The 19,723-nt window shown below is 63.1% G+C and carries 20 protein-coding genes; 8 read left to right on the top strand and 12 right to left on the bottom strand.

Annotated features, from left to right (window positions below; genetic code table 11):
- Nucleotides 1-7: 7 nt before the first annotated feature.
- Entirely contained in the window at nucleotides 8-799 is a 792-nt protein-coding gene (locus A3A9_RS0104210; protein ID WP_027057651.1) for an NAD(P)H-dependent oxidoreductase, read from the bottom strand.
- Nucleotides 800-893: 94 nt separating this feature from the next.
- Between A3A9_RS0104210 and A3A9_RS0104205 the strand changes: the two genes are divergently transcribed.
- The 4 genes from A3A9_RS0104205 (at nucleotide 894) to A3A9_RS0104190 (ending at nucleotide 4,707) form a co-directional block, all read left to right on the top strand.
- Nucleotides 894-1,826 (top strand): LysR family transcriptional regulator, encoded by a 933-nt coding sequence (locus A3A9_RS0104205; RefSeq protein ID WP_027057650.1) that lies wholly within the window; start codon nucleotides 894-896, stop codon nucleotides 1,824-1,826.
- Nucleotides 1,827-1,890: 64 nt separating this feature from the next.
- Entirely contained in the window at nucleotides 1,891-2,232 is a 342-nt protein-coding gene (locus A3A9_RS0104200) for an ArsR/SmtB family transcription factor (protein ID WP_027034458.1), read from the top strand.
- A gap of 25 nt (nucleotides 2,233-2,257) precedes the next feature.
- Entirely contained in the window at nucleotides 2,258-4,141 is a 1,884-nt protein-coding gene (locus A3A9_RS0104195) for an ABCB family ABC transporter ATP-binding protein/permease (protein ID WP_027057649.1), read from the top strand.
- A 218-nt stretch (nucleotides 4,142-4,359) separates the two neighbouring features.
- Nucleotides 4,360-4,707, top strand: a complete 348-nt coding sequence (locus tag A3A9_RS0104190; RefSeq protein WP_027057648.1) for an antibiotic biosynthesis monooxygenase — start codon at nucleotides 4,360-4,362, stop codon at nucleotides 4,705-4,707.
- A 1-nt stretch (nucleotide 4,708) separates the two neighbouring features.
- On the opposite strand, the gene A3A9_RS0104185 is transcribed toward A3A9_RS0104190, so the two are convergent.
- Nucleotides 4,709-5,572 carry an SMP-30/gluconolactonase/LRE family protein gene (locus tag A3A9_RS0104185; RefSeq protein ID WP_027057647.1) on the bottom strand — a complete coding sequence of 288 codons (864 nt, stop codon included), beginning with the start codon at nucleotides 5,570-5,572 and terminating at the stop codon, nucleotides 4,709-4,711.
- Between the two features lie 90 nt (nucleotides 5,573-5,662).
- Nucleotides 5,663-6,391: a lysozyme inhibitor LprI family protein gene (locus tag A3A9_RS0104180; RefSeq protein WP_027057646.1), complete on the bottom strand. Its 729-nt coding sequence runs from the start codon at nucleotides 6,389-6,391 to the stop codon at nucleotides 5,663-5,665.
- A 205-nt stretch (nucleotides 6,392-6,596) separates the two neighbouring features.
- Between A3A9_RS0104180 and A3A9_RS0104175 the strand changes: the two genes are divergently transcribed.
- Both A3A9_RS0104175 and A3A9_RS0104170 read left to right on the top strand, forming a co-directional pair.
- A complete protein-coding gene (locus tag A3A9_RS0104175) occupies nucleotides 6,597-7,295 on the top strand; it encodes a phosphatidylserine decarboxylase (RefSeq protein WP_027057645.1) in 699 nt (232 codons plus the stop codon).
- 3 nt (nucleotides 7,296-7,298) lie between these two features.
- Nucleotides 7,299-8,117, top strand: a complete 819-nt coding sequence (locus A3A9_RS0104170) for a CDP-alcohol phosphatidyltransferase family protein (RefSeq protein WP_027034464.1) — start codon at nucleotides 7,299-7,301, stop codon at nucleotides 8,115-8,117.
- Nucleotides 8,118-8,161: 44 nt separating this feature from the next.
- On the opposite strand, the gene A3A9_RS0104165 is transcribed toward A3A9_RS0104170, so the two are convergent.
- Entirely contained in the window at nucleotides 8,162-10,384 is a 2,223-nt protein-coding gene (locus A3A9_RS0104165) for an AMP-binding protein (protein WP_027057644.1), read from the bottom strand.
- A 140-nt stretch (nucleotides 10,385-10,524) separates the two neighbouring features.
- Nucleotides 10,525-10,932: a tautomerase family protein gene (locus A3A9_RS0104160; protein WP_027057643.1), complete on the bottom strand. Its 408-nt coding sequence runs from the start codon at nucleotides 10,930-10,932 to the stop codon at nucleotides 10,525-10,527.
- Nucleotides 10,933-11,044: 112 nt separating this feature from the next.
- Here A3A9_RS0104160 and A3A9_RS0104155 point away from each other — a divergent pair, with 112 nt between their 5' ends.
- A complete protein-coding gene (locus A3A9_RS0104155; protein WP_027057642.1) occupies nucleotides 11,045-11,908 on the top strand; it encodes a LysR substrate-binding domain-containing protein in 864 nt (287 codons plus the stop codon).
- Nucleotides 11,909-12,078: 170 nt separating this feature from the next.
- Here the strand turns inward: A3A9_RS0104155 and A3A9_RS0104150 are convergent, their stop codons facing one another.
- Both A3A9_RS0104150 and A3A9_RS0104145 read right to left on the bottom strand, forming a co-directional pair.
- Nucleotides 12,079-12,984 carry a DMT family transporter gene (locus A3A9_RS0104150; RefSeq protein WP_027057641.1) on the bottom strand — a complete coding sequence of 302 codons (906 nt, stop codon included), beginning with the start codon at nucleotides 12,982-12,984 and terminating at the stop codon, nucleotides 12,079-12,081.
- A gap of 60 nt (nucleotides 12,985-13,044) precedes the next feature.
- Nucleotides 13,045-13,932 (bottom strand): DMT family transporter, encoded by an 888-nt coding sequence (locus A3A9_RS0104145; RefSeq protein WP_027057640.1) that lies wholly within the window; start codon nucleotides 13,930-13,932, stop codon nucleotides 13,045-13,047.
- Nucleotides 13,933-14,164: 232 nt separating this feature from the next.
- Between A3A9_RS0104145 and A3A9_RS0104140 the strand changes: the two genes are divergently transcribed.
- The gene (locus A3A9_RS0104140) at nucleotides 14,165-14,671 is read left to right on the top strand and encodes an OsmC family protein (protein ID WP_027057639.1); all 507 of its coding nucleotides are present in this window, start codon (nucleotides 14,165-14,167) and stop codon (nucleotides 14,669-14,671) included.
- Nucleotides 14,672-14,719: 48 nt separating this feature from the next.
- Here A3A9_RS0104140 and A3A9_RS0104135 read toward each other — a convergent pair whose 3' ends face one another.
- The 5 genes from A3A9_RS0104135 to radA form a co-directional block, all read right to left on the bottom strand.
- The gene (locus tag A3A9_RS0104135; RefSeq protein WP_027057638.1) at nucleotides 14,720-14,938 is read right to left on the bottom strand and encodes a hypothetical protein; all 219 of its coding nucleotides are present in this window, start codon (nucleotides 14,936-14,938) and stop codon (nucleotides 14,720-14,722) included.
- A 160-nt stretch (nucleotides 14,939-15,098) separates the two neighbouring features.
- Complete coding sequence (locus A3A9_RS0104130) at nucleotides 15,099-15,839, bottom strand: SDR family NAD(P)-dependent oxidoreductase (protein WP_027057637.1); 741 nt, start codon at nucleotides 15,837-15,839, stop codon at nucleotides 15,099-15,101.
- Between the two features lie 90 nt (nucleotides 15,840-15,929).
- Nucleotides 15,930-17,399, bottom strand: coding sequence for an amidophosphoribosyltransferase (gene purF, locus A3A9_RS0104125; protein WP_027034473.1), 1,470 nt, complete (start codon nucleotides 17,397-17,399; stop codon nucleotides 15,930-15,932).
- Between the two features lie 207 nt (nucleotides 17,400-17,606).
- Nucleotides 17,607-18,263 (bottom strand): CvpA family protein, encoded by a 657-nt coding sequence (locus tag A3A9_RS0104120; RefSeq protein ID WP_027034474.1) that lies wholly within the window; start codon nucleotides 18,261-18,263, stop codon nucleotides 17,607-17,609.
- 44 nt (nucleotides 18,264-18,307) lie between these two features.
- Complete coding sequence (gene radA / locus A3A9_RS0104115; RefSeq protein ID WP_027034475.1) at nucleotides 18,308-19,711, bottom strand: DNA repair protein RadA; 1,404 nt, start codon at nucleotides 19,709-19,711, stop codon at nucleotides 18,308-18,310.
- Nucleotides 19,712-19,723 lie beyond the last annotated feature (12 nt).

Raw genomic sequence — 19,723 nt, 5'->3', positions numbered from 1 at the left:
GAGTGCGCTAGCTCGTTGGACCGCTCAGGTGAAGTTTGAACCCGGTCATGTTCTGATCGCCCAGCTCAGGGCGCAGGTTCATGATCGGGATCAAATAGTCGCCGCCATTCTGCCGGCGATAGGGGATAGGCTGGGTGATAGGGAGCGTCCTCATCCTCTCGCGCAGGCGTTCGGCAGTCGGCTCGAAGTCGGCTTCACGGAAGCGATCGACGCTGTAGACGACGAACGGCGGCAGCACGTCGTAGCCGGGGTAGTAGAGGATCCCGTGATTGATCGGGAACAGCAGGTCGTCGATCTCTCCGTTGATGCCACGCGGCGCATAGTGCTCTTTCCAGCCACCGGCCGTCACGATGAGCATTGCGCGCTTGCCGACCAGCGTTCCTTCCCCGTAGCGGTCGCCCCACCGCTTGTCGCTGTGTTCACCGACACCGTAGGCGAAGCCGTAAGCGAAGACCCTGTCGACCCAGCCCTTGAGGATCGCCGGCATGGCAAACCACCACAGCGGGAACTGGAGGATCAACGTATCCGCCCACATCAGGTTTGCGATCTCGGCCTTGACGTCCTCTGTCAGTGCGTCGGCCTCGAACGATTTTTTCGACGCGGCGGCAGGCTTCAGCCGCGCGTCTGAGTCCAGAACAGGAAAATCGGCCCGGTCGACCACTGATTTCCAACCCTGGGCGTAAAGGTCCGTCACCCGCACTTCGTGGCCTTGTGCTTCGAGTTCTTGGACGGCGACGTCTCGGAGCGCTGCGTTGAGTGAGCGCGATTCAGGATGAGCGAAGACAAGCAGGATTTTCATGCAGGTGACTCCAGGGGTTGAAAACCTGTCAGTCAGGTAGGCAATATCGCGGTAATCCGCTATGTATCGGCAATGCATATGATTGTGCCAAATAATGGATAAATCGGATATCACCTTCGAACGCATGCGGACTTTCGTTCGTGTCGCGGAGCGGGGCAATCTGTCATCGGTTGCCGGCGAACTCGGCATCGGGCAATCGACAGTCACGAGGCATTTGCAGGAGCTCGAGGAGGCAGTGGGAGTGCCTTTGCTCAGCCGGACCACCCGGCGGGTCACGCTGACCGATGAGGGCAGCCGCTACTATGCAAACAGCATCCAGATCCTGCGTCTTGTCGAACAGGCCAGCGACGAAGTGCGCGGCGCGCTTGGTGCACCGACTGGCACCGTCCGCATATCCTGCACCGCCGCTTTCGGGGTTCTGCACACCAGCCGGCTGCTCTTCGCCTTTCAGGAGCGATATCCCGATATTGGAATCGACCTCAGCCTTACCGACGAACGCGTGGATCTCGTCCGGGAGGGTGTCGATATCGCACTTCGCCTGGGGCCGCTTACGGACAGCTCATTGAGGCTGCGTGCCCTCGGCCTGTCGCGGCGCCTGCTCGTGGCATCGCCAGACTATCTGGCGGTTAGAGGCCGGCCGGTGGTGCCGTCCGACCTGTCCGGACATGAGGGTATAAGGATGTCGAATGTGGCGGGCAGTGAAACTCTTGCCTTGCAGGCCGCCGGCGGCGAACGCCATATGGTTCCATTCGCGGGGCGATTGCGTGTCGACCATGGACTGGCCGCGCGCGCAGCCCTGGTCGCGGGTCGAGGGATCGCACCGGCTCATCGATGGCTCGTCGATGATCTTTTGGCAGCGGGCCAGCTTGAGACGATACTGGATGATTATTCGCTGCCGTCCGTCGCGTTGAACATGCTGATTGTCCCGGAGCGCGCGGGCGTTGCAAGGGTCCGCCTCCTGCTGGACTTTCTGGCTGAACAGATTGCCGGCATACCGGGGATCGAGAAATCCATCTCGCGGCGTTAGCCGCTATCTCTGCCCAGAAGAGTAGCTTGCGGTGGTGCCAACCATCGGTTATCGCCGATGGACGATGATCGACATTCCCTTCGAAACCCACGGACCCAACGCCATTTCGAGCGCGCCCGACAGCCGTGCAATCGCCGCCCGGCTGGCCGCGCTTTCGCATCCGGCGCGTATCGAAATCATCAAGCACCTCTCGGCCAGCAATTCATGCTGCTGCCGCGAGGTCGTCGACCGTTTCGATCTGGCGCAGTCGACGGTCTCACAGCACCTGAAGATACTGGTCGAGGCCGGCCTGGTCCGCTTCGAGCCCGACCGCCAGCGTTCCCGCTACGCGGTCGACCGCGCGGCACTTGCCGAAATATCGGCATCGCTGAACGCCCTCGTCAATTCCTGCTGCTCCGGCCGCTGACCCTCTCACCCAAAAGGCAAGAAAAGTGGTCGAAAAAACCGTCTCCGCCGAAACCTCAACTCTCACGACATTGCGCAACCTCTGGCCTTATATGTGGCCGGCCGACCGTGCTGATCTCAGGGCACGCGTCACCTGGGCGACGCTACTTCTGGTCGTCGCCAAGCTGACCCTGGTCGCCGGTCCCTATTTCTTCAAATGGGCCACTGATGCGCTGGCCGGAGGCTCCAGGGTGCCGCCGCCGCTGCCGTCTTTCATGCTTGCCCCGGTCATGCTGGTCATTGCCTACAACGTGCTGAGGCTCGTCCAGCTCGGCTTCAACCAGCTACGCGACGCGCTGTTTGCTCGCGTCGGTCAGCATGCGGTGCGCCAGCTCGCCTTCCGCACTTTCGTCCACATGCATCAATTGTCGCTGCGCTTCCATCTTGAGCGTCGCACCGGCGGCCTGTCGCGCATCATCGAGCGCGGCACCAAGGGCATCGAGACGATCGTACGCTTCATCATGCTGAACACGGCGCCGACCATCCTCGAATTCGCGCTGACCGCTGGCATATTCGGCTTCACCTATGGCTGGAAATACGTGGCCGTCGTCGCAGCCACCGTCTGTCTTTATGTCTGGTTCACGGTCAGGGCCAGCGACTGGCGCATCTCGATCCGCCGCGACATGAACGACAGCGACACCGACGCCAACACCAAGGCGATCGACTCGCTGCTCAATTTCGAGACAGTCAAATATTTCACCAACGAAGCCATGGAAGCCGAGCGCTTCGACCGCTCGATGGCGCGCTACGAGATTGCCGCCACCAAGACCTGGACTTCGCTCGGCTGGCTGAATTTTGGCCAGGGCATCATCTTCGGCCTCGGCACCGTCGTCGTCATGTGCATGTCGGCGCTGGAGGTGCAGGCCCACACGCAGACGGTTGGCGATTTCGTTTTCATCAACGCCATGCTGATTCAGTTGTCCGTGCCGCTCAACTTCATCGGCTTCATTTACCGTGAAATCCGCCAGGGCCTGACCGACATCGAGCACATGTTCGACCTGCTCGACGTGCCGCAGGAGATCACCGACAAGCCCGATGCAAAGGCTCTGGTCGTTGGTGCCGGCAAGGTCGAGTTCCGCGATGTGCATTTTTCCTACGATCCGAACCGAAAAATCCTCAAAGGCGTCAGCTTCGAGGTGCCGGCCGGCAAGACCGTCGCCATCGTCGGACCCTCGGGCGCCGGCAAGTCGACCATTTCGCGTCTCTTGTTCCGCTTCTACGACGTGCAGGGCGGCCAGGTGCTGATCGACGGCCAGGACGTCAGGGATGTTACCCAGGACAGCCTGCGCGCGGCGCTCGGCATGGTGCCGCAGGACACCGTGTTGTTCAACGACACCATAGCCTACAACATCCGCTATGGCCGGGTCGGCGCCAGTGAGGAGGAGGTGCACAAGGCCGCCGAACTCGCCCAGATCGGGCCGTTCATCGAGAAGCTGCCCGAAGGTTACAAGTCGATGGTCGGCGAGCGTGGCCTAAAACTTTCGGGTGGCGAGAAGCAGCGCGTCGCGATTGCCCGCACCATCCTGAAGGCGCCGCCGATCCTGATGCTCGATGAAGCGACCTCGGCGCTGGACAGCCACACCGAGCAGGAGATCCAAGCAGCGCTCGACCTCGTCAGCAAGGGCCGCACCACCATTGTCATTGCCCATCGCCTGTCGACGGTGATCTCGGCCGACGAGATTATCGTGCTCAAGGACGGCCAGATCGCCGAGCGCGGCACCCATATCGAACTGATGCGAAAGCATGGCCTCTACGCCTCGATGTGGGACCGCCAGCGCGAGGCGACCGAGGCCGAGGAGCGGCTGCGCCTCGCCCGCGAAGGCGACGAACTCGGCGTCGTCGTTCGCCGGCGCACGTCGGAGCTGTCGTAGTCGGTGGAGGAGCAATCTCCCCCCTTGGGGGGGAGATGCCCGGCAGGGCAGAGGGGGCGCCGTCCCGCAGTCATCTCCAGTTTCTTTCGGAGTAGGCGCCGCTGTCTGAGCCTTTCCAGAAATCAATCGAGAATCCTGCTTGACCTCAAGTTAAGTTGAGATTGTACGCCGTTTCCTGGAGCCCGCAAACACCACTATCCAGGAACGGAAGAACTGAAATGAGCGATCTAAATCAGACTATTAATGGCGGTAGCGTGTTCAGGGTGGACAAGTTCGTGGTCCCGGCCGCCGCCCGCGAGGAGATCCTGGCCAAGGTCAGGACGACACACGAATTGCTGCGCCAGCAGCAGGGTTTCGTGCAGGATTTCCTGCTCGAGCAATTTTCGGGGCCAGGTGAATTCAATCTGGTGACGATCGTCGAATGGGAGAACCAGGCCGCCGTCGACAAGGTCGTGCCGATCGTCAAGGCGGCGCAGGAAAGGGTTGCCTTCAACCCGCAGGAGACGCTCGCCCGGCTCGGCGTTCGGGCCGACATCGCCAACTACCAGCGGATTCCCGGGGTGTAGCCTACGGCCAGCCAATGCCAGGTGCCGGCGCTTCCACACTGAGCACCTGGCCGGTTCTGATATCGCTGACCATATGCTCGAAGCCGCGCCATTCGGCGGCAGTGATGAACAGCGTCCTCCTGTCCGCGCCGCCAAGCATGCAGGCAAAGCAGCCGCGATCGACGGTGACGGTCTGCAAAACCTCACCGCCTTCGCGCAGCCGCGCGCAGTGCTTGTTGGGAACATCCGCGTACCAGACCGCTCCTTGAGCATCGAGGCAGATGCCGTCGGGGTAGCCGTCGAGATCGGCCCAGACGCGCCGGTTGGACAGGGTGCCGTCGCCTGCGATGTCGAAAGCGGTCAGCCGGTTGGCGTGCGATTCGGCAATGATCAGCACCTTGTTGTCCGGGGTCACCGCCATGCCGTTGGCGAAGGCTATATGCTCCGCCACCTGTCGGATCGCGCCATCCGGCGTGATCAGAACGATGGTGCCCGGGCCGAAATGCTGACCAAGAGCCGGCACCGGCCCGCCGCCATTGACATAGATGTTGCCGCGCCCATCGACGACGATCTCGTTCCACGGACTTTTCGACAGGCCGCGCAAATCGGCATGGGTGAGGAACCTGCCATCGGCCTCTTGCCGCAACAACAACCCTTCCCGGCCTGAGACGACGAGCATCCGTCCGTCGGGCAGCCAGTCGATGGAGTAGGGCAGGACGGCCGGCACGGTGAGCACGATCTCGCATTTGCCGTCGGCATCGATGGCGACAATCTCGCCGGTGCCCCAATTGCAAACCCACAGGCGTCCGTCATGCCAGCGTGGCGATTCGCCGAAGGCGAGACCGTCCGTGACGATAACAGGTTTGTTGCCGGATGATGTCTGCATGATCGGAGCCTCCATTGCACGCGCCATCGACCCTTGCGGCTCGATGAGGGACTTCTCACCAAGGACGGGCGAGGAGGCGATATTCCGACACTAGTTTTTCTGCTTTTCGCCAAGGAAGAACGTGCCATCGACATGGCCGTTGGCGCCGCATGAGGGCGGTTCCGAATTGCCATCCTTGCCAGTGCCGCTTTGCTCGACGACAAGTGCATCGCCGTCACGGCGGAAGGTGAAAACGAACCCGGTCGGCTTGTCGTTGTCGTCTGTGTCGACCAGCCGCAAGCTCTTGCCGGCCTTGACCGTACCACTGATATCGCACTCACCGCCGCCGGAGACAGGATTGGCGACATCTTCCGATATGTCGAGCTTGCCGGCGCCTGCCGCCTTGATCTCGACCGAGCCGCCGACGCTGCTCCATGTGCCGATGAAGCCGGTGTCCGCCGGCTTGCGGATGCCGGCCAGGAAGGTCGCGCGGTCGCGCAGGAACTCGCCGAGATCGAAAGTCTGCTGATCCTTGGGCGTGTTCTCGTTGAAGCCGGCGATCTGGTCGCGATATCCGATGAAATCGCTCTGGTCGTTCCGCAAGGCCTTGCCTGCATGAGGATCAAGCATCTTCAGCAATGCCGCATAGTTCTTCTCCACATCGGCGTCGGCCTGCGCCAGAGCAGGGTCGGCGCAAATGGCCTTTTCCGCCACGCTGGCCGCCTTGGCGCAGTCGAAGGATGGCTTGGTCTGCGCCTGCGCATGGCCGAACATTGCGGACACCATGGCAAATATCAGCCCAGGATAGAGAACGCGGACCGTGAATTTCCGGCTTTTCATCAGGTCTGTTTCCCGCCCATTCCGGAATTCTGACGGCAATGTCATGGGCGCGCAAGCCGGCCGCGACTTCACGAAACGCGGAGCGTCCGGCTGCCTGGACACGGCAGGCCCTTGCCCCTTCGCCCGCACGCCCGATTGTTGCGTTGCGGCGAAGGGGGCTTTCGGCTATTGAGGCCGGACTTGAAACGGAGCCAGCCCCAGCCCGATGAGCCTTGTCGATACGGTCAAGAACGCGTTCGTACCGATCCATCGCGAAGGCTATCCCTTCATCGCGGCCTTTGGCGCGGCAACGCTTTTCCTCGGCTATTTCTCCTCGGTCCTGTTCTGGATCGGCCTGATCCTGACCGCCTGGTGCGTCTATTTCTTCCGCGATCCCGAGCGTGTCACGCCCGTCGACGACCGCCTGGTGGTGAGCCCCGCCGACGGCATCATCTCGGCGGTCGGTCCGGCCCTGCCGCCGCGCGAGCTTGGCCTCGGCAATGTCGAAATGACCCGCATCTCGGTGTTCATGAATGTCTTTTCCTGCCATGTGAACCGTGCCCCCGTGCGCGGCCGCATCGCCAGGATCGAACATCGGCCGGGAAAATTCCTCAATGCCGAACTCGACAAGGCCAGCACCGAAAATGAACGCAACGGCATGGTCATCGAGAGCCCCAACGGCACCGTGGCCGCCGTCCAGATCGCCGGCCTGGTGGCCCGCCGCATCGTCTGCTGGGCGGAAGCCGGCGCTTCGATCGGCACTGGCGAGCGTTTCGGCCTGATCCGTTTCGGCTCGCGCGTCGACGTCTTCCTGCCTTTGACTGCAACGCCGCGCGTTGCTGTTGGCCAGACGGCGGTCGGCGGTGAAACCGTGCTCGCCGAATTCGGTGGCGTCGCCGGCACGCCCCTCGTACGGATTTCCTGAGCGGTGGGCACGCAGTACAAAAAGTTCGAGGCCCACGCCAGCGGCGGTCCGCGCATCCGCGAGATCCCGATGCGCATGGTGCTGCCCAATCTGGTCACCGTGCTTGCCATCTGCGCCGGCCTGTCCGGCATCCGTTTCGGCTTCGAAGGCCGTTTTGAGCCGGCGGTGGTGATGGTGCTGCTGGCGGCCTTCCTCGACGGTATCGACGGCCGCCTGGCGCGGATGCTGAAGGCGACGTCCAAATTCGGCGCGCAGATGGATTCGCTGGCCGACATCGTCAATTTCGGTGTGGCACCCGCTCTGGTGCTCTATGCCTTCCTGCTCGACCGTGCCGGCTCGCCGGGCTGGATCGCGGCGCTCCTGTTCGCCATTGCCTGCGGGTTGAGGCTTGCCCGCTTCAACGTGCTCGACGACGAGAAGGCCGAACGGCCGCTTTGGCAGTCCGAATACTTCGTCGGCGTGCCGGCGCCGGCGGGCGCCGTTCTGGTGATGCTGCCTCTCTATCTCTATTTCCTGCGGTTCGGGGTTGAGCCCAGCCGCCCGGCAGCCTTCGTCGCCACCGGCTTCACCATACTGGTCGCCTTCCTGCTGGTCAGCCGGCTGCCGGTCTATTCCGGCAAGAGCATCAAGATCCCGGGCGACAGGGTGCTGCCGGTCATTCTGGCCGCGGTGCTCTACATCCTGTTGCTGATGACCTATCCCTGGTACACGCTGACGGCGTCGGTCGCTGGCTATCTGATCTTCCTGCCGTTTTCCGTGCGCGCCTACTCCAAGCGCGCCAAGCTCGAGGGCGAGAAGGTGCCGCCTTCCGACATAGGTTAGCTTCGGACATAGGTTAAAAGGTCCGCCGAAGCCCTTGATCTGACTCAGGCCGCGACGCCCAGCCCCAGCCTGTCGATCGCCAGCTTTCTCGTCGAAACATAGTCGGTCTTGCCGGAACCGAGCACCGGGATTTCTTCCACCTTGACGATGTCGTTAGGCACCATCAATTCGGCCGCACCTGCTTGTTTGCCGAACTTGCGCAATTCGTCGGGGTTGGCATCGTCGGCGGTGGTGACCAGCACGATGCGCTCGCCGCGCCGCTTGTCCGGTACCGCAACCGCGGCATGGCGCTCTTCCGGCCATAGCGATTGCACCAGCATCTCGACCGCGCCCAACGACACCATCTCGCCGGCGATCTTGGCAAAGCGCTTGGCGCGGCCGCGAATGCTGATGAAGCCTTCGCGGTCGACGGCGACGATGTCGCCGGTGTCGTGCCAGCCGGTCAGCGGCTGCAACTCACCGGGGCGATCCGCGGTCATATAGCCCATCATCAAATTCGGCCCGTCGAGCCACAGCTGGCCGGCGTCGGAAATGCCCTCGACCGGTTCCAGCTTCATGCGCATCGCCGGCAACAACCGCCCGACGGTGCCGTCGCGGCCGTGGATAGCGGTGTTGACGGCAACCACGGGTGCGGCCTCGGTCAACCCGAAACCTTCGATGATCTCGGCCTGGAAACGCTCGCGATAGACGCGGCGGGTTTCAGGCTTCACCGCCTCGGCGCCGGCGACGACGAAGCGCAGGCTGGAGAAATCGCCATCCTTGGCGGTGCGGGCATAGTTGGCGAGGAACGTGTCGGTGCCGAACATGATGGTCGGCTTCACCTTGCGTGCGATCTCGGGGATGATCTTGTAGTGGAGCGGCGAGGGGTAGAGGAACAGTTTTACCCCGGTGACCAGCGGCAGGATGGTGCCGCCCGTCAGGCCGAAGGAATGGAACACCGGCAACACGTTGAGCAGGATATCGGCCGGCGAGATGGTGATGCGCGCTTCGGCCTGCATGGCGTTGGCGAGAAGGTTCTTTTGCGACAGGACAACCGCCTTCGGCGTGCCTTCCGAACCCGACGTGAACAGGATCACCCCCGGCTTGGCCGCATCCTGCCGCTGCAGCGGCCAGCGCCACAGCAGAGCGGCGGCAAGCTTGTCGAGCGTGGTGACGCTGGCGCGAATATCTTCCAGCCACAGCAGTTTGGCGCCGCCCTTTTCGACCGCCGCAACGATATCGGCGAGATCGGCCTTCTCGACGAAAGCGCGCGAAGAGATGACGGTGCGGATGACGGCCGTGCGCACGGCGGCAGTAACGCTCGCCGGTCCGGCCGTATAGTTGATCATGGCCGCCACCCGTCCCGCCGAGAGAAGGCCGACCAACGACAGCACGACGCCATTAGCGTTGGGCAGCATCACCCCCACCGCTTCGCCCGGTGCCGTCACCGCTTCGAAGCGCTTGCCCAGCACGCGCGCGCCGATGAACATCTTGCGGTAGCTCAGCGCGCCCGAAATGACATCTTCGATGATTGGATGCGAGGCGCCGACCCTGGCCGCCGCATCGCGCATGGCCAGGAACAGGCCACGATCGAGATCGGTGCCGAAAAGCCGCGCCTCGGCGACGCGGTCGAACAGCGCATTGGTGTTGGAGGCCTGGTCCGGATTGCGCGCCACCAGTTCGGCGATGGTCATCGGCTCCAGCACGCTGATGGACAGCTGGGGAAACCAGTGCCGTGGCGCCTTGTCCGCCGGCGTCAGCGAAACAGGCAGGCTGCGCGCGCCGGTAATGAAGATCGGCACGATGCGGGCGTCCGCCTGCATGGCAATGCGGGTGACGGCGCGAAACAGCCGAAACGTCTTGATGTCGGGCTCGACCGCATCCGGCAGATAGACGGCCAGCCGCCCCTTGCCCTTCAGCACGCGAACCAGCCTGCGGCTGACGAAAAGATGTTCGGCATTGAAGGCAATGGTGCGGCCAAGCTCACGCCAGGGCTCCAGCCATGGTGACCGTGCCGAGACCTCGTCGAGTATGTGCAGCGTGTCGTCCGGCAGCAGCGAAAGCATCAGCGCCGGTTCGAAGCGCGACTGGTGCGAGATCACGTAGATGACCGGCGCCTGCGCCTTGCGCGCGATCCTGATGCGATGGTCGCTGATCCGGTAGGCGAGCTTGAACGGCACATAGAGCAGCGCCTGGGTGAAACGCAGGCCGAGGCGAAACTTTTCCGCCACGCCGATCATCAGCCAGGCCACAACAAGACCCGCAAGCAGCGCCAGTGTCAGGATCATGCCGCATCTCTCCCAACGATTTTTGTCATCGCGGCTCTGCGGCCGCTTCGGAGGCAGAGGGTAGCGGAAGTAGGCCCAAGGTCAATGTAGGAAGAGGGCGGGCTTTCCTCCTCCCTCCGGAAGGAGAAGGAACAAGACCCTCATGACGCCTTCAACCGCCCGCTGATGAATCGGAACTCCTGCGTCTTGCCGCCATAGCCGTAGGCGGCTGCCGGCACTTCATGCACAAAGGCATAGCTTTCCTCGTGCACGCCGCCCAGCAGGCGGCCGAAGGCATCGAAGAGCGCCTTGAGATAGGCTTCAAGCTCGAGCTTGGTGTTGGTGCCGTCGACCACCTTGATATCAAGCCAGAACGTGTTGGCGCCATGGTCGGCCAGTGACTTCCCGCCGGCGAACCAGTGCTGCGGATCGATATAGGATACCGCAACTGCGGTGATCGTCGGATCCTTGCGCAACTGCGTGGCGGTGATCTCAGTGATTTCCTTGGCTATGCGGGCGGAAAGGGCGGCGTCGGGCTTGCCGGTGACGCTGATGTTGATGATGGGCATTTTTTTTCTCCTTGGTTTCTAGCGGCGCGATCGCCGTTGGAGAGACAATGCCACCACCCTTGAATCAAAAAAATCGAATTGTTTTCAATTTAAGATTCGATAATATCGAATTATGGAAACGCTCGATCCGGATCTGCTCAAAACCTTCCTCGCTTTCGTCGACAGCGGCTCGCTGGCGCAGGCAGCTTCAACTGTCGGCCGTTCGCCTTCGGCGGTGACTGCCCAGATGCAGCGGCTGGAGGAGATCGTCGGCGAGCCGCTTTTGGCGCCACAGGGGCGGGGTCGTGGGCTGACACCAGCCGGCGAGGACCTTGTCGGTCATGCCAGGCGCATTCTCGCCGTGCATCGCGAGGCGTGGCTGGCGCTGAAGGGGGTGCGAGCCGCCGGGCATGTTGCCATCGGCACGACACAGGATTTCGCCGACAGTGGCCTGCCTGACCTGCTGCGTGCCTTCGCCACCAGCCATCCGCGCGTCAGGATCGAATTGCGGGTCGGCCGCTCCACTGAGCTGGCGCAGGCGCTGCAGGCCGGCAGCCTGGATCTGGCGATCGTCATGCGCCAGGCCGCCGCACCTGATGAGGTCGGCGTCCTGCGCGAGCCGATGATATGGCTGTGTTCGCAGAAGGGACTGGCCTCGCGACAGGAAGAGCTGCCGCTGGCGCTGCTTGATCCCTATTGCGGGTTTCGCGAGGCCGCACTCGCAGCGCTCGATGCCGCCGGCCGCCGCTACCGCATCGCCGCCGGCAGCGCCAGCCTGGCCGGCCTGCGCACGGCGGTGAATGCCGGCGTTGCGCTGACCTTGCGAACCCCGCGCTTTGCCCATTCCGGCATTGTCGAAGCACCGCGCGAGCTTGGCCTGCCGCCGGTCCCGATGGCTGAGTTCGCGATCCGGCTGCGCGCCGGCGCCGATGCTCCGGCGAGCGATCTGGCGGCGCTGCTTGTCGGCAACCTGGCTTCGACCGGGCATTTCGGGTGAAGCTGTGGGCTTCGGGCCTCCTGCAGCTTGTCTAAAGGGCAAAGAAAAAGCCGACCTTGCGGTCGGCTTGGGAGTAGGACGGGCCGAGGGGTTTGGGGGGACTTGGGGGGTGGCCCGTCGCACCAACAATGCCTGATGCCGATGATGGTTCCGTGACTGTGTCATTTTTTTTAAGAAATATTTGAAGCTGCCTGCTGTGAGCGGGCCACCAGCCAGTCGCGGCCAGTATGGGCAAACACCGCGCAGAGCACGATGGCGCCGCCGATCATGCTGGCCGCCGGTGCTATCTCTCCCAGAAACAGGAAGGCAAACAGGATAGCGAACGGTACCTCGGCCGAGCCGAGCAATCCGGATTCGGCCGCCGGCAGCAGTCTCGCGCCCTCCGTCCACAGGATCGACGACAGCGCGAAGGATGCGCCGAAAGTGACGAGCAGAATGGCATCCCTTGACGACACCGCCAGCGGATCGGTGACGAACCAACCAAGTATGAACAGCAGAAAGGCCGAAACCGCGCCGGCCCAGACCACCGGCGTGTCGCGGAAGGCGCGCACCATGATCATATAGAGGCCACTACCGATCGTCATCAGCAGCGCCAGCCCGTCTCCGAACAGATGGCCTGTTCCGAAGCCTGACCAGACCATGATCGCCACGCCGCAAAGCGAAACGGCCGCGGCGACCATCGTCTGTAAGCGGAAGGGTTCGCGCGTCAGCACCCAGGCCAGCAATGCGGTGACGAAAGGCGCGGTGGCGTAGATGACCGCGACATTGGCAACGTAGGTGAATTTGAATGCCGAAATGAAGGCGATGCTCGCCAGCGCGCCTTCGACCGCCAATAGCCAGCCGCGCCAGCCCAACCGCAGGCTTTCGCGTCCGCCGGAGCGATGCCGCCGCCAGAGCACATAAAGGCTGATGAGGATCGAGCCGACAAAGCCACGCCAGCAGATGATCGTCAGCGGGTCGGCATGGATCGATTTTGTCAGCACGCCGGTCAGGCCGAACACCGCAGCCGATGACGACACCAGTATGATGCCAAGCGTGTGCTCAGTGGTCTCGGTTGTGGCCGCCATGTCAGTCATGCTGGCAGCCTACGCTGTCCCATGCTGACATCGTAGTGTCAGCAATGAATGCCATCCCCATCACAGCCGCTTGCGGAAATGCTCGCCGCCGACGATCAGCAGGCCGGCTGCAACAATGAGGGCAGCGCCCAGGAAGACTTCGCGGCGCGGCACGTCGCCCCAGATCGCAGAGCCGAGCGCGAATGCCCACAACAGCGAGGTGTATTCGAGCGGCGCCAGGATCGATGCCGGCGTGCGCTTCATGCCTTCGAAGAGAAGATACTGCGCCAGGCCGCCAAGCGCGCCGACGCTGGCAAGAAGCAGCAACTGGGTCAGATCAGGCGTATGCCACCACAACAGCGCCGGCACCGCCGAAAACACCAGGAAATAGAAATTGTTGAGGAGGAGCTGGATCATCGAGCGTTCGGCCAGTGCGGTTCTGCGCAGGAGCACGATGGCGATCGCCCACAAAAGAGCCGCCGCCAGCACGAGCATCACCGGCACGGACAGGCCGAGATGGGTCGGATCGCAGGCGACGAAGACGCCGACAAAGCCGATCAAAACCGCCAGCCAGCGGAGCATCGGCACCTTTTCGCCGAGCAGGAACACCGAAAGCACGGTGACGATGATCGGCGCCGCGTAATAGACGGTGGTCAATTCGGCAAGCTGCAGGCTGCGGGCGGCATTGTAGTAACAGAGCCAGGCGGCAAGCGTGAAGGCGCTGCGCACCAGCATCGGTTTTACGATCGGCGAACGCACTGTATCGACAAACAGCGCTCCCCCGCCGATCGCCGCGCAGGCGCCGAGAATGGTGATGCTGCGGAAGAACATGATCTGCCAGACCGTCATGCCGGTGACCAGCAGCTTGATCGAGGCGTCCTGCGTCGAAAACAAGAGATAGGCAGCACCTGTGAACAGGATGCCGGCAAGCACCCTTTCACGAGTTTCCAGAATGGCGATATCGGCCATAGGCGCAGGACCAGTGTTGCAGGAAGCGACAGAAATGCCGTGGATCAACGCGATGGCCGGGAGGCCAAGCCTTCTTCCCAAGCTATACGGTCGAAAGTTGGCACAGCGCTACGCCAGCTCTGGGCTTGCGTTGGGGCAGGAACTGGCTGTCTTGCTTCCGGGACGTGATCGGCACTTATATCTGACAAAGCCACGCTGCTCGCTGGCCGCAACCGCGAAAGAGACAATCGAAATGGATGCAACCGAATTGAAGGCGATGCAGGCGCCGCTGAAGCAGGCCTATCGCGACGACGCCTCGCAGGCGCTGATTACACTGAGAGCGAAGGGCTCGATCGACGACCAGTCGGTGGCCTGCAAGGTCGAGACGGGCAGGGCGATCGCAATTGCCGGTCTGCATCCGGCAACAGGTGGCTCGGGGCTCGAACTCTGCTCAGGCGACATGCTGCTTGAGGCATTGGTGGCTTGCGCCGGGGTGACGCTGAAGGCAGTGGCGACAGCGCTCGAGTTCAAGCTTGGCGCCGCCATTGTGGAGGCCGAAGGCGACCTTGATTTTCGTGGCACGCTCGGTGTCGCCAGGGATGCGCCCGTCGGCTTTCGTGCCATCCGCCTCAATTTCAGTCTCGACACCGATGAGCCGCAGGAGCGCATCGACTCATTGCTGAAGCTGACCGAGCGCTATTGCGTGGTGTTCCAGACCATCAACCAGAAGCCGGAACTGACGGTGAGCGCCCGGCGCTGAAATTATCAGGCCCGCAGCCAGCCGCTGCGGACCTGTTGTAACGGATGCTTACTGTGCTGCCGGCACTTCGGCATCGCCTTCGTCGGTGAAGGGCGAGGCGCTCGGCACGCACTGTATGGACCAGCCGGTGGGTGTCGGCTGCTTCTGATATTCGGTGATGGCGGCGGTGCACTGTTCGCGCTTGTCGAAGGTGCTGGGCAGCACCACCATGCCGCCCTGCGGGCCGGCGATTACCAGATACCAAACCAACGCTGCGGTCGTAGCCATGGGGATGTCCTTGTTCTGCCCAGCTCGGGCGCTCGTTGTTGTGGGAGTCTATACGATCCTACCAACTCTGTGGAAACGACGAAAGCATGACAGAAGCGGTGCTTTTCTCGCTCAGATCACAGCCGCGTGATGATACGGCGGATTTGCATGCCGGATGCAGCTATTCGGGCTGCCTGTAGGCGACAAAACGGTTGTGCTTGGCCTGGAAGATCAGCCCGGTCTCTTTCAGCTCAGGGCTGGCCAGCGGCACGATGCGCTTGGCGATCTCGGAGGGGTGCGGGAGCGTCTCCGGATCCTCGCCGGGCACGGCCTGGGCTCGCATAGCGGTGCGGGTGGCGCCTGGGTCGGCGGCATTGACGCGCAGCGGCAGGCTTTGCGTCTCATGCGCCCAGGAGCGCATCATGGTCTCGACCGCAGCCTTCGATGCCGCGTAGGGCGCCCAGAAGGCGCGCGCCGAATGCGCGGCGTTGGACGACAGGATGATGGCCCGGCCGGCATCGGAAAGCCTGAGCAGCGGGTCGACCGAGCGGATCAGCCGCCAGGTCGAGGTAACGTTGATGGTCATCACCTTCTCGAACGTCTTGGCCTCGACATGGCCGATCGGCGAGATGACACCGAGCACACCGGCATTGGCGACGAGAATGTCGAGCTTGCCCCAGCGTTCATGGATGGCGCCGCCCAGCCGGTCGATGCCGGCCATGTCGGCGAGATCGAGCGGCACGAGCGTTGCCTGGCCGCCGGCTACCTTGATCTGGTCGTCGAGTTCTTCCAGCCCACCGACCGTGCGCGCCACCGCGATGACATGCGCGCCGGCAGCGGCCAATTCCCTGGCGACGAAATAGCCGATGCCGCGCGAAGCGCCGGTGACGACCGCAACGCGGCCGGTAAGGTCGAGGGTCATGCGAGAATTTCCGTACGGTGGTCCAGAGCAATTCCAGGACAAGTGTGAAGCGGTTTTCCGTCCGGAATTGTGTCAAAACAAGAGTCTGGCTTACGCCCCGTTGTTCGCCAGCAGCGACAGCGTGCGCACATTGTCGTGGCCTTCGAAGTCGAGCAGGCGGGTCGGGTACTGGCCGGTGAAGCAGGCGTCGCAGAATTGCGGCTGGTCGTTGTCGCGGCCCGCCTCGCCGACGGCGCGGTAAAGCCCGTCAATCGACAGGAAGCCGAGCGAATCGACACGGATGAACTCGGCCATCTCTTCCACCGACATGCGCGACGCCAGCAGCTTCGATTTTTCTGGCGTGTCGACGCCGTAGAAGCACGACGCGCTGGTTGGCGGCGAAGCGATGCGCATATGCACTTCCTTGGCGCCGGCGTCGCGCACCATCTGCACGATCTTCTGGCTGGTGGTGCCGCGCACGATCGAATCGTCGACCAACACCACGCGCTTGCCCTCGATCATGCGCCGGTTGGCGTTGTGCTTCAGCTTGACGCCCATGTGGCGAATCGAATCGCCCGGCTGGATGAAGGTGCGGCCGACATAGTGGTTGCGGATGATGCCGAGCTCGAAAGGAATGCCCGCGGCCTGGGAAAAGCCGATCGCGGCCGGCGTACCGGAATCCGGCACCGGCACGACAATGTCGGCCTCGACCGGATTCTCCTGCGCCAGTTCGGCGCCGATGCGCTTGCGCACCTCGTAGACGTTGCGGCCCTCGACCGAGGAATCCGGCCGGGCGAAATAGACATATTCGAAGATGCAGAAACGGGTCTTCTGCGGCTCGAACGGGAACAGGCTTTCAATGCCCTTGGAGGTGACGACGACCATTTCGCCGGGTTTCAGGTCGCGCACGAAACGCGCACCGATAATGTCGAGCGCGCAGGTCTCGGAGGCGAGAATCCAGGCGCCGTCGAGATCGCCCAGCACCAGCGGGCGGATGCCGAGCGGATCGCGGCAGCCGATCATCTTCTTGGCCGTCATCGCCACCAGCGAGAAGGCGCCTTCTACCTGCCGCACCGCGTCGATGAAGCGCGAGTTGAGGTCGCGCTCCTTGCTGGTCGCAACCAGGTGCAAAAGCGTTTCGGTGTCGGAGGTGGATGAGAAGATCGCGCCCTGCTTCTGCAGCGCGCGCTGCACCGTCATGGCGTTGGTCAGATTGCCATTGTGGGCAACCGCAAAACCACCATCGGCCAATTCGGCGAAGAAAGGCTGGATGTTGCGCATGCCGGCGCCGCCGGTCGTGGCGTAGCGCGTATGGCCAATGGCGCGGTTACCTTGCAGGCTGTCGATGACACGCTGCTTGGTGAAGGTGTCGCCGATCAGGCCGACATGGCGTTCGACATGGAACTGGGTGCCGTCGTAGGAAACGATACCGGCCGCTTCCTGGCCGCGATGCTGCAGGGCGTGCAGGCCGAGTGTGACGATGGCCGCTGCATCCTGTCGGCCGAAAATGCCGAACACGCCGCATTCGTCATGGAAATGGTCGTCGGCCTCTGCGGAAAGCACGTCGTCTGCGTCTGCCATCTTAAGCTCCGCTAAAATCGCCATATAAGGTGCTCACGCGTCGAAAGCAACGCACACTGTGCAGTCGTTCACACCATCGTCTGCCCTGACGCCCGTTCAGGAGCAATTCCAGGAAAAGTGTGAAACGGTTTTCCGTCCGGAATTGCGTCAAAACAAAGAGCTGGAAAAGGTCACCGTTTCTGTGAAACGTGACCTTTTCCATGCGCGTCAGTTTGCCGGTGCTGCCGGTGCCGGATTGGCTGGCGCGTTGTCGGCTGGCGGAGGTGTTGCGTCATTGTCGTCAGGCGCCGGTGTGTTGGCATCGTCGCCGCCGGCAGGAGCATCCGCAGCCGGAGCCGCTGGCGTGGCTGGCTGATTCGGATTGAGCTTCTTCAGGATGGCGTTTTCGGGATCCTCGGGCAGCAGGCTCTCAAGCTTGGCGCCGATCTGTTCCAGCAGCGGCCGCGACTTTGCCTCCGTCACCCAGGCTGGTGCCTTGGCGCCGGCCAGCCAGTTGAAGAACAAAAGCGCCACCGCGACGACCAGGATGCCGCGCGCGGCGCCGTAGAGGAAGCCGAGCGTGCGGTCGAGCGCGCCGATCCGGGAATCGATGATCCAGTCGGCGAGCTTCATGGTGATGACCGAGACGACGATCAGCGCGATGATGAAGACGGCGCCGGCCGAAGCGGCCATGGCGATCTTCTCGTTCTCGATGTAGGGCTTCAGATAGGGCAGGACCGGCTTGTAGAAGAAGAAAGCCGCCGCCGCTGCCGCCGCCCACGAGACGACCGACAGGATTTCGCGCGAGAAGCCGCGAACCATGGCGAGCATCGCCGAGACCAGGGTGAAGCCGACGAGAATTCCGTCAAGCAGCGTAATCGGCATGTCTTTCGCCCCACTTCATGTCGTTTACCACACGACCAGCCGCGTCACTCTTCTTCGTCCGCACGACTGCGCCGTGAGCCGGCTATGCGTGCCACGAGGTCGGCAAGCTCGGTGGGCTGGAAAGCGCCGGCCCCGATCCCTCCGGCAAGTTCCTCGCTGCCCAAGGGCAGAACCGCGCTACCAAAACCCAGCTTTTCGGCTTCCTTGAGGCGCTGCTGCGCATGCGCAACCGGCCTCACAGCGCCCGAAAGGCTGATTTCGCCGAAATAGACGCAATCGGCGGGAAGGGCAAGACCGGTGAGCGAGGAAACCAGTGCGGCCGCGACCGCGAGGTCGGCCGCCGGCTCGCTGATGCGGTAGCCGCCGGCGACATTGAGATAGACATCGTGGCTGCCGAAGCGCACGCCGCAATGCGCTTCGAGCACCGCCAGGATCATCGACAGCCGGGCGCCGTCCCAACCTACGACGGCGCGCCGTGGCGTGCCGAGCGAGGAGGGCGCCACCAGCGCCTGGATCTCGACCAGAACCGGCCTTGTGCCTTCCATGCCGGCGAAAACCGCGGCACCCGGCGATTTCGCATGGCGCTCGCCGAGGAAAAGCTCGGACGGATTGGCGACTTCGCGCAAACCCTTGTCCGACATTTCAAACACGCCGATCTCATCGGTCGGGCCGAAGCGGTTCTTCACCGTGCGCAGGATGCGGTAGTGATGGCCGCCTTCGCCCTCGAAGTAGAGCACGGCATCGACCATATGCTCGACCACGCGCGGGCCGGCGATCTGGCCTTCCTTGGTAACGTGGCCGACCAGCACGATCGCTGCACCCGTGGATTTCGCATAGCGGATCATCGCCTGGGCGGCGGCGCGCACCTGGGTAACGGTGCCAGGCGCTGAATCGGCGAGGTCGGTCCACAGCGTCTGGATCGAATCGAGAATGACCAGATCCGGCCGTTTGCCGTCGGCGATGGTGGCCAGAATGTCCTCGACATTGGTCTCGGCCGCCAGTTCCACCGGCGTGTCGGCGACGCCCAGCCGCTGCGCCCTCAGCCTGATCTGGGCGACGGCTTCTTCGCCTGAGACATAGACGATGCGGTGGCCTCTCGAAGCAAGGGCAGCGGCAGCCTGGGTGAGCAACGTCGACTTGCCGATGCCGGGATCGCCGCCGACCAGCAGCGCGGAGCCGCGCACGAAACCGCCGCCGGTGGCGCGATCGAGTTCGCCGATGCCCGAGATGATGCGCGGTGCATCCTCGATATCGCCGGAAAGCGTGGTCAGCACCACCGCGCGGCCCTTGCGGGCGTTGCGCGTATTGGCAGGCCCCGAGCCGATGCCGCCGGACGTACCTTCCTCGACCAGCGTGTTCCACTCGCCGCAGGCATCGCACTTGCCGGCCCAGCGCTGATGCACCGATCCGCAATTCTGGCAGATGAACTGGACACGGGATTTGGCCACTAGCGTTGCGCC

Origin of the sequence: Mesorhizobium loti CJ3sym, from assembly GCF_000472785.1 — a bacterium.
GTDB lineage: Bacteria > Pseudomonadota > Alphaproteobacteria > Rhizobiales > Rhizobiaceae > Mesorhizobium > Mesorhizobium loti_E.
The sequence above is the reverse complement of the archived record's forward strand: the minus strand, read 5'-3'. Positions and strand labels throughout refer to the sequence as shown.

Coding starts and splice junctions, on each gene's coding strand:
- A3A9_RS0104210 (WP_027057651.1), bottom strand. CDS start 799: ATGAAAATCCTGCTTGTCTTCGCTCATCCTGAATCGCGCTCACTCAAC.
- A3A9_RS0104205 (WP_027057650.1), top strand. CDS start 894: ATGGATAAATCGGATATCACCTTCGAACGCATGCGGACTTTCGTTCGT.
- A3A9_RS0104200 (WP_027034458.1), top strand. CDS start 1,891: ATGATCGACATTCCCTTCGAAACCCACGGACCCAACGCCATTTCGAGC.
- A3A9_RS0104190 (WP_027057648.1), top strand. CDS start 4,360: ATGAGCGATCTAAATCAGACTATTAATGGCGGTAGCGTGTTCAGGGTG.
- A3A9_RS0104185 (WP_027057647.1), bottom strand. CDS start 5,572: ATGCAGACATCATCCGGCAACAAACCTGTTATCGTCACGGACGGTCTC.
- A3A9_RS0104180 (WP_027057646.1), bottom strand. CDS start 6,391: ATGAAAAGCCGGAAATTCACGGTCCGCGTTCTCTATCCTGGGCTGATA.
- A3A9_RS0104175 (WP_027057645.1), top strand. CDS start 6,597: ATGAGCCTTGTCGATACGGTCAAGAACGCGTTCGTACCGATCCATCGC.
- A3A9_RS0104165 (WP_027057644.1), bottom strand. CDS start 10,384: ATGATCCTGACACTGGCGCTGCTTGCGGGTCTTGTTGTGGCCTGGCTG.
- A3A9_RS0104160 (WP_027057643.1), bottom strand. CDS start 10,932: ATGCCCATCATCAACATCAGCGTCACCGGCAAGCCCGACGCCGCCCTT.
- A3A9_RS0104155 (WP_027057642.1), top strand. CDS start 11,045: ATGGAAACGCTCGATCCGGATCTGCTCAAAACCTTCCTCGCTTTCGTC.
- A3A9_RS0104150 (WP_027057641.1), bottom strand. CDS start 12,984: ATGACTGACATGGCGGCCACAACCGAGACCACTGAGCACACGCTTGGC.
- A3A9_RS0104145 (WP_027057640.1), bottom strand. CDS start 13,932: ATGGCCGATATCGCCATTCTGGAAACTCGTGAAAGGGTGCTTGCCGGC.
- A3A9_RS0104140 (WP_027057639.1), top strand. CDS start 14,165: ATGGATGCAACCGAATTGAAGGCGATGCAGGCGCCGCTGAAGCAGGCC.
- A3A9_RS0104135 (WP_027057638.1), bottom strand. CDS start 14,938: ATGGCTACGACCGCAGCGTTGGTTTGGTATCTGGTAATCGCCGGCCCG.
- A3A9_RS0104130 (WP_027057637.1), bottom strand. CDS start 15,839: ATGACCCTCGACCTTACCGGCCGCGTTGCGGTCGTCACCGGCGCTTCG.
- purF (WP_027034473.1), bottom strand. CDS start 17,399: ATGGCAGACGCAGACGACGTGCTTTCCGCAGAGGCCGACGACCATTTC.
- A3A9_RS0104120 (WP_027034474.1), bottom strand. CDS start 18,263: ATGCCGATTACGCTGCTTGACGGAATTCTCGTCGGCTTCACCCTGGTC.